A 13,577-nucleotide genomic window follows, 5' to 3' on the forward strand; every position below is an offset into this window, starting at 1 on the left:
CGACGCTAGTCCTCGAGCAACTCGCGCAACCGTGCCGCGACCTCGGTGGCCGGGAGACCGTGTGCGAACTTGGTGACGAACTCGCCTTGCCGACCGAGTACGAACAGGCTCGCGGTGTGGTCCATCGTGTAACGATCGGGATCGCCGCTGTCGGATGCGACCCGTTCGTAGCGGGCGCGGAACAGCTCCGCAACACGCTGGGTCGCCTCCGGGCTCCCCGACAGACCCAGCATCCGCGGATCGAAATAGGCCACGTATCGACCCAACACCCCGGGCGTATCACGTAACGGATCGATAGTGATGAAAATCGGTTGCACCTGTTCGGCCTGGTCACCGAGGATCTTGAGTGCCTGCGTCATCACCGTGAGCGATGTCGGGCAGACATCCGGGCAAAAGGTGTAGCCGAAATAGATCAGTTGCAGCCGATTGGGAAAGTCCTCGTTCGAGACGCTGCGGCCATATTGATCCATCAAGAGATAGCGCGGTTGGTAGCGACCCGGCGAACGCGCAAGGTCGGGTCCTGCGAAAACCGCGCTGTGCGAGTCGGCCGGTCGCTGGCGACGAATGCATTGCGACAACGCCGCGAAATTGCGCCGCATCAGTTCGACATACAGATCCGCACCGGCCGGCAGATGGGTGCCGAAGGAATCGAGCTCGACCACTGTCGCATCGGTGTCCTCGCGCAGGAGGTCCAGATGGGGTTCCTCGAGACCCGTTTCGATGAACAGGCAAGAGGGACCGGCGGACAGCATCGCACTGCGCACCTGCAACAGTGAAGCGGTGTCGGTCTGTTCTCCTCCGGCCAGGTGCACGACCGCACCTGCGACATGCATCGCATAGGCCTGCGCAAAATAGCGGTGGGTGTCGTGATAAAAGAACACCGGGACGCCACTGACGTCGCGGTAGCCGAACTCCAGTGCCCGGTCGATCTCGGAGAGCGACGCGGCCGCAAGCTGCCAGTTGCGTTCGTAGGCCGAACGTCGGTCGGGATCCAGTGCAACCAGGCGCTCGCCGAAGCGATCCAGCAGGATCAGCATGTTGCGCGTGTCCAGCCAGTAAAAGGGGTCACGAAGTCCCTCGTCGTCGCGCACCGGCAGCACCTTCAGACGATCGCTGCCCAACACCTCGAACACGCCACCCGGCGCAGCACGCCTGGAAATCGGCGCCGCCAGCCCCGGTTCCAGCTCGGGCCCGGTCCACACCACCAGATCGGCGTTGCGAATCGCCTCCTCCTGCGCACTGTCCGGCGCGAAGCGCCAAGGCGCCGTCTCACCATCGATCAACAGCTGCGGTTCTGCAACTCCCTGCATCAGTTGCGCGAAAAGACTGTGCAGCGGCTTGCTGCTCACCACGACCCGCGGCACCTCGGACGCAGACACACCACGCCATGGCAGTAACGCCGCCAGCAATGCCAATGTGAGCCAGGGGTTTCGGGCAAGCGGTGCGATCACACCGTCGACTGTCTTCATCGTGATACCGGAACGCGCAATCGTTCAGCGCGCCGCAAAGGCCTCCGCAAGCCGGTCGATCTGATGTCCAACCTTGCGTTCCAGGCCGTCGTGGGACGGGCATACATCGTTGTTCCTGGCGAAGGCGAGAAACGCATCATTGGTGGCCTGATCGAACGCCAGGCCAAAACTGCGCTCTTTGGGGGCATGCTCGACCACCGCCGCCTTCATGCGCCTGACCTGATCCAGATACTTGCACTGCAAGGCGACACCATTGAGCTCCCCAAGGCCGGCGACCGCCAGGTAACGCGGGTCGTCGTCGGCATTCACGGGAACTGCCGCCGAAAATGCGAGCACAAACAGCGCGCTGCAGATCGTTTTCCGATTGTTCAATGGCTGGTCCCCGAGGAACGCGTTATCTTGTTGTGGACATTGTACTTGCCGGATGGTTTCACCATCGGCAGTCGCTTGACCGGTTTCAGGGTCGCCGCATCATATACGATCACCGCGCCGTCCATGTCCCAGATGCTGAGCAGCGCATGCCGGCCGTCCTTGTCGAATTCCACATGGGCCGCCGTCTTGCCGGGTTCCGGCTGCAGGGTCTCGACGATCTCCAGCGTGCGTTTGTCGATGATGTGCACCTTATCCTTGTTGGGGCCGAAGAATACGTCTACCCAGGCGTACGGGGTGTTCTCATGGCTGCGCATGAAGAACCCCGGCCCTTCGGTCGGGATACGCTTTATCGTCTTCCAGGTCGTCATGTCGATAATGCTGACCTCGCTCTTCTTCAGATTCGGCGATGCCAACACGGTACGCCCCTGGTACTCCCAGGTAATCCCAGAACCGAGGTGTGGCAGGCCGTCGAGTTCGAGTTCGGCGATCTTGCGGCCGACATCCATCTGTACAACCTGGCCGTTCTTCGCATTGCGCGCCGCGCCGATCAGCAAGCGGTAGGACTGATCGAAGAAGAAATCATCCAGGTAATCGTCCAGCTTGATCCTGCGCACCGGGAAACGACCCTGCTGGCGTGCGACGCCCTCGCCCATCCGGTAGTCGTGCATCGGGCCGTTGTAGACAGGCAGCGGGTCGTCGGCGTACAGGACCTCCCAGACCTCGGGGATGTCCTTCAGCGCGGCGACGAAACTGTGCCTCGGCCCGGCATCATAGACCGCACTGACACGTGAGCTGTTGCCGTTGTCGTCCTGTACCGGAATCACCTTGATCGGATGCAGATCGGCGGTGTCCAGGAGTACCAGGTTGTGCGGCAGGTAGTTGGCGACCATCGCATAGCGACCGTCCGACGACACCGCGAGGTTGCGCGTATTGATACCGGCTCGCACCTCGGCCACCAGCTGCAGGCTCCACATATCGAACTTGCTGACCCACCCGTCGCGTGATGCGAAGTACACGAACCGGCCGTCGGGGGAGTACTTGGGTCCACCATGCAGCGCGAAACGCGTCTTGATCCGGGTCAACGGCTCGAACGTGTCGCCGTCGAGAATCGTCGCATGATGATCGCCGAGTTCCACGACCACGAACATGTTCATCGGGTCGGCGCCATGTACCGGCCTGTCCGGCAGGTCATCCGGCGCGATCAGCACCGTGCGACTCGCTTCGATCTGGTCGACACCCCACGACGGCACCTCGGCCAGCGGCGTGTAGACGTAGTCCACCAGGTCGATGATCTGTTGCCGGTCGAGCAGCTGGCCGAACGGCGGCATCTGGGTCGCGGCACGCCCGTTGGTGACCGTCTCGATCGCGGCGGCCTTCTTCAGTCTGGTCAGGTTCTCCGGCAGCAATGCCGGCCCCATCAGACCGAGGCGGTCGGCGCCGTGACACTGGGCACAGTGCTTGAGAAACAGGCCCGGCGCATCATCAGCCAGCGCCGCACCCCCTGCGAACATCAGCACGAGCCCGCAGGCCGCGCGCCAGGCGTACTTCATGGTTGCTCCAGATCGATACGATAGGTCGCGTGGCACGCGGTACAGTTCTGCAGCAAAGTCGACAGCTCACCCAATACCTGGGAGGTATCCCCGAACTGTTCGGTATCCAGGGCCAGCTGATCGAACCGACCATGGGTGTCGAAACCAAGGCGTTTGAACTCGATTGGCAATTTGCCGACCAGGCTGGCCGGGACGCCGTGCTGTGCCTCGGCACCAACCCGGCGTGCCGCCACCGTGACGGCCCCTGCGTCCTGATCCACGACTGCCTGCACGATCGCCTGCACAGCGACCAGAAAGCCACGCATCTCGCCCAGGACGAGATCCCTCTCGCCGGGCGACAACTGGATGGCCATACGCCAGTCACTGGCGGGCAGCACGCTGCCGCGCACCACGAAAAGGTACACCAGCAGCGCGGTGGTACCCGCGAACACGGCCGCCAGGACCCAGCCCAGGCGCTGCACCTCAGTTACGCCCGGTCGCCGCGCGGCCGCGGTGCCGATAAGGGGTCACTTCCACGCGACCATTCGTCGAGATCACGCCGATCTCGTCGTCGTCGAGGTAGCAGCCGGGGTCCTCCGCCCACGGATTGCCGGTCAGCTGCCAGGCCCGGGTGCGGCTGTTACCACGACACAGCTTGAGATAGCGGCATTGTGCGCAACGGCCCTCGACGGGGCGCTGCGCGAGCTTGAGACCGCCCATCAACGGGTCGGAGACGTCCTCCCAGATCGCGGAGAACGGTCGTTGCTTGACACTGCCCAAGGTGTAGTCCCACCACATGGTATCCGGGTGCACGTTGCCAAGGTTGTCGATGTTCGCGATGTTGACGCCGGAGGCGTTGCCGCCCCAGCGCTCGAGCATCGCGTAGACACGGTCGCGTTGTTCCGGCAGGTTGCGCTCGATCCATTGCAACAGGTAGGCGCCGTCGGCATCGTTGTTGCCGGTCACGAACTCTTTTGGGCGACCACCGCGAATCGCGTTCCAGCAGGTATCGAACAGCAGATCCATCGCCGCCCGGGTCATCTTGTGATGGGCGTCGTCGCCGCGATTCTTGTTGCCACGACCGGCATAGTTGAGATGCGAGAGATAGAACTTGTCGAGCCCCTCGTCGTCGAGCAGCTTCAGCAGCGCCGGCAGGTCGCGGGCATTGTCGCGGGTCAGCGTAAACCGCAGCCCGACTTTGATACCCACGTCCCTGCAAAGCCGGATGCCGTCGAGTGACTCGTCGAACGCACCTTCACGGCGGCGGAACCGGTCATGCACTTCGCGCATGCCGTCCAGACTGACACCGACATAGTCATAACCGACCTCGGCAATGCGCTCGATGTTGTCTCGGGTGATCAATGTCCCGTTGCTCGACAGTCCGACGTAGAACCCCATCGACTTGGCGCGTTGCGATATCGCAAAGATGTCCGGGTGCATCAACGGCTCGCCGCCGGACAGGATCAACACCGGCACCCCGTAGGCCTTCAGGTCGTCCATCACTTCGTAGATCTGCCCGGTCGACAGTTCGCCCGGGAAGTCCTTGTCGGCCGAGGTCGCGTAACAGTGTTTGCAGGTCAGGTTGCAGCGCCGGATCAGGTTCCAGATCACGACCGGACCGGTAGGCGGAGCGACCTGGGGCCGCCGGGACGCTGCGCTTGGATCGGCCAGGGCCTGCAGATAACGGGTCAGACGAAACATCGAATCGACCTCACGCGGCTAAACGCAGTCCGGTCTTTTTCAACACCTGGCTGCTGAACAATACGTCGTGCGCACGGCAGTGCGGCGCCAGAATCTGCTCGATTCGGTCGGCCTTGCGCCGCACCTCGTCGCGATTGCGCCCGTGCACCATGGCGAACAGGTTGTAGGGCCACACGCCGGCATACCGCGGCCGCAGATAGGCATGGCTGACAAAGTCGAGGGCACCGACACGTTCACCGAGTTCGACTGCAAGCGTGTCCGGTACATCCCAGACCGTCATACCGTTGGCCTTCAGTCCGACTTTGTAGTGATTGGGTACGGCGCCGATACGGCGAATCACGCCGTTCGCCAATAATTGCTCCAGACCTTGCATCACCGCTTCGACGGAAGATCCGAGTTGGTCTGCAACCCGCGCGAACGGCTCGACGACCGGCGGCAGACCGGCCTGCGTCGCTGCGATCAGGTCTCGTTCAAAAGCCGTGATCCGGAAATCGCCGGAAACCGCCGGGGCTTGAGGTACGGGCACCGTGGCCACGCCACCGTCTGCGTCGAGAGCGAGCCACAACCCAAGGTAGAACTCACGCAGTTTTGGGAAGTCATATACCCGCTGCCCGGTGATACGCTCTATGTCGGCGAGACAACTTTCCACGCCGGAATGTCGATCACTCGCGACCACGAACCACATGTTCAGCGGATGCTCGCGCCGATAGTTGTGCGCGACGGCCGGCAGACCGTTCACCTGGCCGGCGATCCGGTCGAATTCCGCAGGCGGCGCGGCCAACGCTGCGAGCGTGACATGGCCACCCAGCCGAGCGGCATCGTACAGCGGCCCGAAACGGCTGAGCACGCCATCGTCGAGCAGCTGCCGAACAGTCTGGATCAGGACGGTCTCTGTCATGCCAAGCTTTGCCGCGACACTTTGAAAAGGTCGCTCGACAATCGGGAAACCGCCCTGAAAACCGTTGATGAAGGCGCGCGCTTCTGCGGTCAGCGCAATCATCCTGCGACCTCTACGGGCGTTGCATCGCCCGGGGGCGCCGGTGGACCGATGTAGCGGGCACCGCGCTGTTTGAAACACTGGCGGCTGAACAGCACGCGGTGTACCACCGACTCCAGGCGTGCATCGCGTACCAGCTCGGCGACGCGCGCCAGCACTTGTTCGCGATCACGGCCGTGGATCATCGTAAACAGGTTGTACCGCCAATCCGGCAGCCTGCGTGGCCGCCTGTAGCACAACGTGACGTAGCTCTTTCCCCCGAGCAGGCGGCCAACCTCGCCTACACGCACGTCCGGAACATCCCAGACCACCATGGCGTTCGCGTCGTAACCCAGTTCACGATGCCGCACGACCACGCCCAGTCGCTTGATGACACCCTGCTCGAGAAGTGACTGGATCGAACGGATCACCTCACGCTCGCTCAGACCGATCTGCTCGCCAATCGCTGCGTAGGGGCGTGCGACCATCGGCAAACCGCGCTGGATCGCCTCGATCAACGCGCGCTGTTGCGGATCGTTGAGCGACGGGTGTGGCGTGACGGTCATGTCCATTGCAGACGGAACCCCAGGTCGATGAAGTAGTCTTCGAGCAGCGGCAGATTGAGCGGCTGCAGGCCGGTCGCGGTCGCGATCGCCTGCAGCACCCGTTCCAGATGGGCGGCATCGCGCGCGGTGACAACGAACCAGAGGTTGTAGTCGTGCTCGCGCTCGTAATTGTGATTGACCTCGGCGAACGCATTGACGATCGCCGCGACGTCAGCCAGCGACTCGCGCGGAACGGCGAGCGCAGCGAGCGTGCTGACACCCACCCGGTTGGGACGAAACACCGGACCCACACGGCTGACTACCGCGTTTTCCTGCAGGTGCCCCAGCGCGTCCAGGACCTGTTGTTCACTGACGCCCAATGCCTGTGCTATTCGCGCGAACGGACGCGGCTCGAGCGGAAAGTCCCGCTGGTAGTCATCCAACAGCCGACGTTCGGTTTCGGTCAATGTGATCGTTGCCCTGCCCATCGCCGATCTTCAGAGACCGATCCGCTGCGCGCGCGCAGTCATGAAAATGCCACTTGGTTTTTCCGCCGGCAGCTGCGCCGTACGCTCGAGGGTCGCGGTGTCATAGACCTGAACCTGATCCGCATCGCGCACCGAGATCCACACTTCCTCGCCGCGCGGCTCAAACTCCATGTGCAGCACCCCCGGGCCGGGTTTTAGCGTGTGTACGATTTTCTGACTGGGGACGTCGATTATCTGGACCGTATCGTTGTCCGGCACCGCGAAATTGACCCACACCTGCCGGCCATCGGGACGCGCCATGACGAACACCGGCTGACCGTGTACCGGGATGCGACCGACCTGGTGCCAGGTCAGCATATCGATCACCAGCACCTCGTGATGCCCGACCGCCGGAACGAATGCCAAGGTGCCTGCGACCGCCCATCCCTCGAGATGCGGCATCTTGTACACCGGCAGTTTGGCGTCACCCTTGCCGTACTCGGCAAGGATACGTTTGACACCGGCCTCGGGCTGCCACAGGTCGAGCAGCGCCAGGCCGTCTTCGCCAAACAGGCCGGCGATGTAGTAGCGTCCATCCGGGGTGATCAATGCATCGTAGGGATTCCGGCCGATGTCGGTGAACCTGTCGACCTTCGGTGACCTGGGATCGCTCATATCGGCGATCCAGATCTGGCCGGCGTCCCACAGGCTGAACACGAAGCGCTGTCCAGGCGCATCGACGAGACCGATGACCTTGGACAGTTGACCCGGTGCGTACTCGGCCGGGATGTCGGCGACCAGCGCGAGCGTCTCGGTATCGAACACCTTGACGCCGCCCGGCGTGTAGTTGGACACCGCGACCAGGCGGCCATCCTGTGAAATGGCGCCACCGATACTGTTGCCGGCCTGAACGGTGCGCGCGACCAGTCGGGCGGTCAGCAGGTCGACCTTGCTGAGCCCACCGTCGCGGCCGAAGACGAATGCATAACGGCCGTCGCGTGAATACACCGCCGAGGCATGCGAGAGGTCACCCAGGCCCTCGACCTCGCCGATCGCCCTGTTGTGCGTCGTATCGAGGATCTGCACCTTGCCGCTGGCGCGCTCGACCACGATTGCGAGATCACCGGTACCACGCAGGTCGTCGGCCGCCGCCTGAGCGATCACCGACCCGAGCAGACCGGCAAGCAGGGCCAGCGCGAGCAGTACCGTCTTCAGCTCGGCGCGCAACGGTATCTCGCGGTCCGGCAGGTCCTCCACGAACACTCGACCACTCATTGCGCAACCCCTCCATTCAGCAACTGCTGGACCAGCCATGCGGCGTCGGATTCGCTGATCAGCGGCCGCCATGGAGGCATGGCGGTACCCGGACGTCCATTGAGGATGGTGCTTTCCAGGAATGCGGCCGGTTTGCCCGCCAGGTCACCTGGCAACAGCGCCGGTCCCAGGCCACCGCGGAGGGTCAACCCATGGCAGGAGCCACAGTCCTGTTTCAACAGTCGACCCAGTTCGACCTGACGCGCCGCGTCCGGTCCGGCCAGCGCACCGGCGCTAAGCAAGCACAAGACGATCCAGCGCACCGTCGCGGTCCTCCGCATGGGGTTGAAACCAGTCGAGCTCGCCCGCCAGTGCGACGGTACGTCCAACGATGATCAACAACGGCGAGCCCAGTCGGGTCGCCACCACCCGTTCCGGCAGCGTCAGCAGATCACCGAACACCCGACGTTGGTTCGGCGTCGTGCCGTCCTGAACGGCAAGCGCAGGCGTTGCCGGGTCCAGGCCGGCCGCGACCAGCTCGGCGCAAATGCGGGGCAATGCCGACTTGCCCATGTAGATCACCAGCGTGGCATCAGCGTCGGCCAACGCACGCCAATCCAGATCGATCGGGTCATCGTTCTTGAAGTGACCGGTGACCAGACGCACGCCACGGCTGACGCCACGGTGGGTCAAGGGCACGCCGGCATAGGCACTGCACGCCGCGGCCGCCGTCACACCCGGCACCACCTCGAACTCGATCCCTTGATTACGCAGATACAGCGCCTCTTCACTGCCACGTCCGAAAATGAAGGGGTCCCCTCCCTTGAGGCGCACCACGCTGCGACGACGGCGCGCGAGACTGGCCAGCAAGGCGTTGATCTCGTCCTGCGGCATACTGTGGCGCCCGGCCGCCTTGCCGGCGTCGATACGCGACACACCGGGCGGGATCAGGTCCAAGATCCCCTTTGCGATCAGGCGGTCGTAGACCACGACGTCGGCGGTGCGCATCAACCGTAGCGCCTTGACCGTCAGCAGGTCCGGATCGCCCGGCCCCGCCCCTACCAAATAGACTTTGCCTTGGAATTGCATCTTTGTTCCCGTCCGGCAACGGCACAACGCCGGGTGCGGGGGATAACCGCACCCGGCCGGACATCAATAGATGTCGTGCATCGTGTTGTATACGTTGAACTTGCCGGTTGGCGTGATCAGGCGATCATCCTTGATGACCGTCTTGACCTTACGGGTATTGTCATCCAACACGACGATCGCGGACTTCTGAGTCTTGCCGTTCCAGACCGAGAACCAGACCTCGTCACCCGCCTTGTTGTACTCGGGCTGCACGACGCGCTTCGGACCTTCGCCAAGCTCGGCCCACTCAGCGATCGGCAAAACGTCATAGCCCTTTTCGAGGTTGTTGATGTCGAACACCGCGACCGTCTGGCTGATCGTCTCGACCGGGTTGAGCGCCGTATCGACATACAGGTTCTTGGATTTCGGATGGGTCTTGATGAACAGCGAGCCGCCGCCCTGCCCGTTGATGGATTCGACCATCTTCCAGGCCTGGTCCGGGTGACCTGTCGGATCGGTACCGATCAAGGCGATGGTCTGGTCCCCGAGGTGGCTGGTCGCCCACACCGGTCCGTACTTCGGATGGGTGAAGTTGGCACCGCGACCCGGGTGAGGGATCTGGCCCACATCGACCAACGCGGTCAACTTGTCTTCCTTGGAGTCGACCACCGCAATCTTGTTCGATTTGTTTGCCGCGGTCAGGAAGTAACGTTGCGTCGCGTCCCATCCACCGTCATGCAGGAATCGTGCGGCCTCGATCTCCGTGACCTTGAGGTTCTTCAGATCCTCGTAGTTCACCATCAGGATCTTGCCGGTTTCCTTGACGTTGACGATGAACTCCGGATGCTCGTGCGACGCGACAATTGCCGCCACGCGCGGCTCCGGGTGGAATTCCTGCGTATCGACCGTCATGCCACGTGTTCCCACGACCTTCATGGGCTCCAGGGTCTCGCCGTCCATTACCACGTACTGCGGCGGCCAATAGGTACCCGCGATCGCGTACTTGTCTTCCCAGCCCTTGTACTTCGAGGTCTCGACCGAACGCGCCTCCATACCGACCTTGATCTCCGCCACGGTATCGGGCTTTTCCATCCACAGGTCGATCATGTTGATCTTGGCATCGCGGCCGATCACGAACAGGTAGCGCCCAGACGCGGAAAGCCGCGAGATGTGCACCGCGTAACCGGTCTTGACGATGTTGACGATCTTCTTGGTGTCGCCATCGATGATCGCAACCTGGCCGCTGTCGCGCAGGGTCACAGAGAAGACGTTCTCCAGGTTGATGTTGTTCATCTGCTTGGTCGGGCGCTTCTCAGGTGGCACCACGACCTTCCAGGTCGCCTTCATCTCCTTCATGCCGTACTCGGGCGGCTGCGGCGGTTCGTGCTGCAGGTAACGCGCCATCAGATCGACCTGGTCGGTGTTCAGTTCGCCCGAAGCACCCCAGTTGGGCATACCCGCCGGCGAACCGTAGGTGATGAAGGCCTTCAGGTATTCCGTACCACGCTGCCGCGTGATATCTGGGGTCAACGGCTTGCCCGTCGCACCTTTGCGCAGCACGCCGTGGCAACCCGCACAACGCTCGAAGAAGATCTGCTTGGCCTGATCGAACTCGGCCTTCGTCATCGGAGGGCCTTCACCACCGATCAGGTCTTTGGTCAACGAAGGATCCGTGGCGATCGGCGCCCCTTCGTAGGCCATGCTCTCCTTTGGCGTACCCGGATGGCCGCTGGTGGCCGCGCTGGCCTGGGTCACTGCCAGCATCAAGGCGGACAGCGCGAAGGCACCACCAATGGCTTTTCTGCTAATCATCAGACGTTTCTCCTACTCTTTAGTCAGGGCGTCGAATCGAGAGACTGTGTCGCGGCAGATGTCATGCTAGGCAGGCACCGTTCGACCACCTTGATGAATATCAAGCCGGTCGAAAACGCTGTCTTCTGTTGACGTGCATCAAACCGTCCGGTTTTTCGCCAGGCGTTCCTTAAGTTCGGCCTTCTTGCGGCGTTCGACCAGCGGCGGACAGCGTCGATCGTTCCAGTAGGTCACCTGGCAGTCCAGGCAGTAGTGGCACTCGGTCTCGACGATCTCGCCGGTGGGGCGGATCGCCTGCACCTCGCACTCCCGCGCGCACGTCTGACAAGGCCGGCCACACTCCTTGCGCCGGCGCAGCCAGTCGAAGATGCGGAAACGCGACGGAAAGGTGAGCGCGGCGCCGAGCGGACAAAGGTAGCGACAAAACGCCTTGCGGATCACCAGCCCAATGAGCAGCAACACCGCCGCGTAGACGACGAATGGCCAGTCGCGCAGAAAATGCAGGACGAACACCGTTTTGAACGGTTCAACCTCGGCGAAACGTTCCGCGGTCGCGAGGGATTGCAGCGACAGGCCGACCAGACCGAGCAGCAGGATATATTTCAACGCCAACAGGCGTTCGTGAACGACGCTGGGCAACTCCCTGCCCTGGATGCCGAGCCGCTGACCGAAGCGGTACAGCAACTCCTGCAGGGCGCCGAACGGGCACAGCCAGCCGCAATAGACACCCCGCCCCCACAACAGGATCGTGACCGCGACGAAAGACCACAGCAGAAACATCATCGGGTCGATGAGAAAGCTTTCCCACTGAAATCCGCCGAACAGCGCGCTAACGAATGTCAGTACGTTGACGACCGAGAGTTGGGCAAACCCGTAGACGCCGATGAACAACAGCGTGAACAACAGATAGAGCGTGCGGACCCGGATCAGAAAGGTCGGATGACGGGCCAGCCAATCCTGGAACAACAGGATCAATAGCAGCATCGCGAGGCCGAGGCACAGTACCGCTATCTCCACGGCGCGGTCCTGCCACAGCGTCAACCAGAGCGGCTGGGGAGGTGCGAAGCGACGGCCGTTGGCGTCGTCGATCAGCAGACCGCGGGCCGCAGCCGTCTGTTGAACACTCTGCACGACAGTCCGGTTGACCACCATGGCGGTGATCGTCGCACCGCTGATGCCGTCGATGACCTGTCTACCGGGCGCCGGATCACCACCGATCCTGACCTCGTCGGCGAGCGGAAGGTCAAGGTATTGCGCGACGAACCTGGCCAGGTCGGCATCCGATATCCCGACCACCAGGATAGGCTCCTCGTGCGCGACGATGCGCACGCCGCGAATCCGGCCGGCGGTGTCGAACGCGACCAGCGTGTCGATGGGTTTGCCGGAATAGGCGGGGATCGGCGCGACATCCGTGGTCAACAGCGCATAACCGAGCACTTGGCCATCGCTGTAGACGGCCACGGATGGCGGCGTGCCCTCAGGTTCTCCGATCCGCTGGAGATCGGGAAAGATTGCGCGCAGTTCCGCTTCGTAGGCACCGGCGCCGGCCGTATCCACGCCTGCGATGCCCACCCCGCCGACCAGCAACAGGCCGAGCAGGACAACCCACCAGCCACCGCGGGCGGCACGAAACGGATGCGACATCATGGTGCCGCAAACTGCGGCATACTGGAGCCACCCGCCTTGATCGTGATCAAGCGCGGCCTTGTCGTCACACCAGGCGACTCGGCATCAGAATGACCGGGACACCGACCATGCCCACACAGACCATCAGCTACGAAATCGGCGACAGTCTGTACCTGAACATCACCGACCGCTGCACGCTGCGCTGCGCGTTCTGCCCCAAACACAATGGCTCCCACCGGGTGCGCGCGTACGACCTGACACTGGACCACCGCCCAAGCACCCAGGAAATCATCGCGTCGATCGACGAGCCCGGACGCTATGCCGAGGTGGTGTTCTGCGGATTCGGCGAGCCCACCCTGCGCCTCAAGGTACTGCTCGCGGTGGCGGCTCACGTCAAGGCGCACGGCGGACGCGTGCGCGTGAACACCGATGGGCTGGCCAACCTGGTCCACAAACGCAACGTGCTGCCCGAACTCGCGCCGGTGGTCGACGCACTTTCGATATCGCTGAACGCGCAGGATGCCGCGGTCTACGACCGACACTGCCTGCCGCAGCTGCGGGGTTCCTTCGCCGCGGTGCTGGACTTTCTCAGCCTGGCGCCGGGATACGTCGACGACGTCACCGCGACCGCGATCGACGGCCTGGAGGGCGTCGACATCGGCGCGTGCCGGGCACTGGCCGAGGCGCGCGGCGCGAAATTTCGACGCCGCGAACTCGATGTGGTCGGCTGACACCGCCCGCAAAGTCGGCGCCCGCAT

At 63.0% G+C, this 13,577-nt stretch carries 14 protein-coding genes; 1 reads left to right on the forward strand and 13 read right to left on the reverse strand.

Going from position 1 to position 13,577, the window contains the following annotated elements:
• Positions 1 to 5 precede the first annotated feature (5 nt).
• The 13 genes from H6955_04755 to H6955_04815 form a co-directional block, all read right to left on the reverse strand.
• Positions 6 to 1,469 carry an SCO family protein gene (locus H6955_04755; protein ID MCP5312840.1) on the reverse strand — a complete coding sequence of 488 codons (1,464 nt, stop codon included), beginning with the start codon at positions 1,467 to 1,469 and terminating at the stop codon, positions 6 to 8.
• Between the two features lie 24 nt (positions 1,470 to 1,493).
• Positions 1,494 to 1,841, reverse strand: coding sequence for a hypothetical protein (locus tag H6955_04760; GenBank protein MCP5312841.1), 348 nt, complete (start codon positions 1,839 to 1,841; stop codon positions 1,494 to 1,496).
• Positions 1,838 to 3,391 (reverse strand): c-type cytochrome, encoded by a 1,554-nt coding sequence (locus H6955_04765; protein ID MCP5312842.1) that lies wholly within the window; start codon positions 3,389 to 3,391, stop codon positions 1,838 to 1,840. The genes H6955_04760 and H6955_04765 overlap by 4 nt, the downstream gene beginning before the upstream one ends.
• Entirely contained in the window at positions 3,388 to 3,852 is a 465-nt protein-coding gene (locus H6955_04770; protein MCP5312843.1) for a hypothetical protein, read from the reverse strand. The genes H6955_04765 and H6955_04770 overlap by 4 nt, the downstream gene beginning before the upstream one ends.
• Position 3,853: 1 nt before the next feature.
• Positions 3,854 to 5,071, reverse strand: coding sequence for a heme d1 biosynthesis radical SAM protein NirJ (nirJ, locus tag H6955_04775; GenBank protein ID MCP5312844.1), 1,218 nt, complete (start codon positions 5,069 to 5,071; stop codon positions 3,854 to 3,856).
• Positions 5,072 to 5,081: 10 nt separating this feature from the next.
• Positions 5,082 to 6,071 carry an Lrp/AsnC family transcriptional regulator gene (locus H6955_04780; protein ID MCP5312845.1) on the reverse strand — a complete coding sequence of 330 codons (990 nt, stop codon included), beginning with the start codon at positions 6,069 to 6,071 and terminating at the stop codon, positions 5,082 to 5,084.
• The gene (locus tag H6955_04785) at positions 6,068 to 6,613 is read right to left on the reverse strand and encodes an Lrp/AsnC family transcriptional regulator (protein MCP5312846.1); all 546 of its coding nucleotides are present in this window, start codon (positions 6,611 to 6,613) and stop codon (positions 6,068 to 6,070) included. Before H6955_04785 ends, H6955_04780 begins: the two co-directional genes overlap by 4 nt.
• Positions 6,610 to 7,080, reverse strand: a complete 471-nt coding sequence (locus tag H6955_04790; protein ID MCP5312847.1) for an Lrp/AsnC family transcriptional regulator — start codon at positions 7,078 to 7,080, stop codon at positions 6,610 to 6,612. Before H6955_04790 ends, H6955_04785 begins: the two co-directional genes overlap by 4 nt.
• Before the next feature lie 9 nt (positions 7,081 to 7,089).
• Entirely contained in the window at positions 7,090 to 8,334 is a 1,245-nt protein-coding gene (locus tag H6955_04795) for a protein nirF (protein ID MCP5312848.1), read from the reverse strand.
• Positions 8,331 to 8,654, reverse strand: coding sequence for a cytochrome c (locus tag H6955_04800; GenBank protein MCP5312849.1), 324 nt, complete (start codon positions 8,652 to 8,654; stop codon positions 8,331 to 8,333). Before H6955_04800 ends, H6955_04795 begins: the two co-directional genes overlap by 4 nt.
• The gene (gene cobA / locus H6955_04805; GenBank protein MCP5312850.1) at positions 8,608 to 9,402 is read right to left on the reverse strand and encodes a uroporphyrinogen-III C-methyltransferase; all 795 of its coding nucleotides are present in this window, start codon (positions 9,400 to 9,402) and stop codon (positions 8,608 to 8,610) included. Before cobA ends, H6955_04800 begins: the two co-directional genes overlap by 47 nt.
• 63 nt (positions 9,403 to 9,465) lie before the next feature.
• Positions 9,466 to 11,193, reverse strand: a complete 1,728-nt coding sequence (locus tag H6955_04810; GenBank protein ID MCP5312851.1) for a c-type cytochrome — start codon at positions 11,191 to 11,193, stop codon at positions 9,466 to 9,468.
• Positions 11,194 to 11,331: 138 nt separating this feature from the next.
• On the reverse strand, positions 11,332 to 12,654 hold the full coding sequence (locus tag H6955_04815; GenBank protein ID MCP5312852.1) for a 4Fe-4S binding protein: 1,323 nt from the start codon (positions 12,652 to 12,654) through the stop codon (positions 11,332 to 11,334).
• 293 nt (positions 12,655 to 12,947) lie between these two features.
• On the opposite strand from H6955_04815, the gene H6955_04820 reads away from it, so the two are divergent.
• Positions 12,948 to 13,550, forward strand: coding sequence for a radical SAM protein (locus H6955_04820; protein ID MCP5312853.1), 603 nt, complete (start codon positions 12,948 to 12,950; stop codon positions 13,548 to 13,550).
• Positions 13,551 to 13,577: the final 27 nt, after the last annotated feature.

It is taken from the genome of Chromatiaceae bacterium, assembly GCA_024235395.1.
Taxonomy (GTDB): domain Bacteria; phylum Pseudomonadota; class Gammaproteobacteria; order Chromatiales; family Chromatiaceae; genus Thiosocius.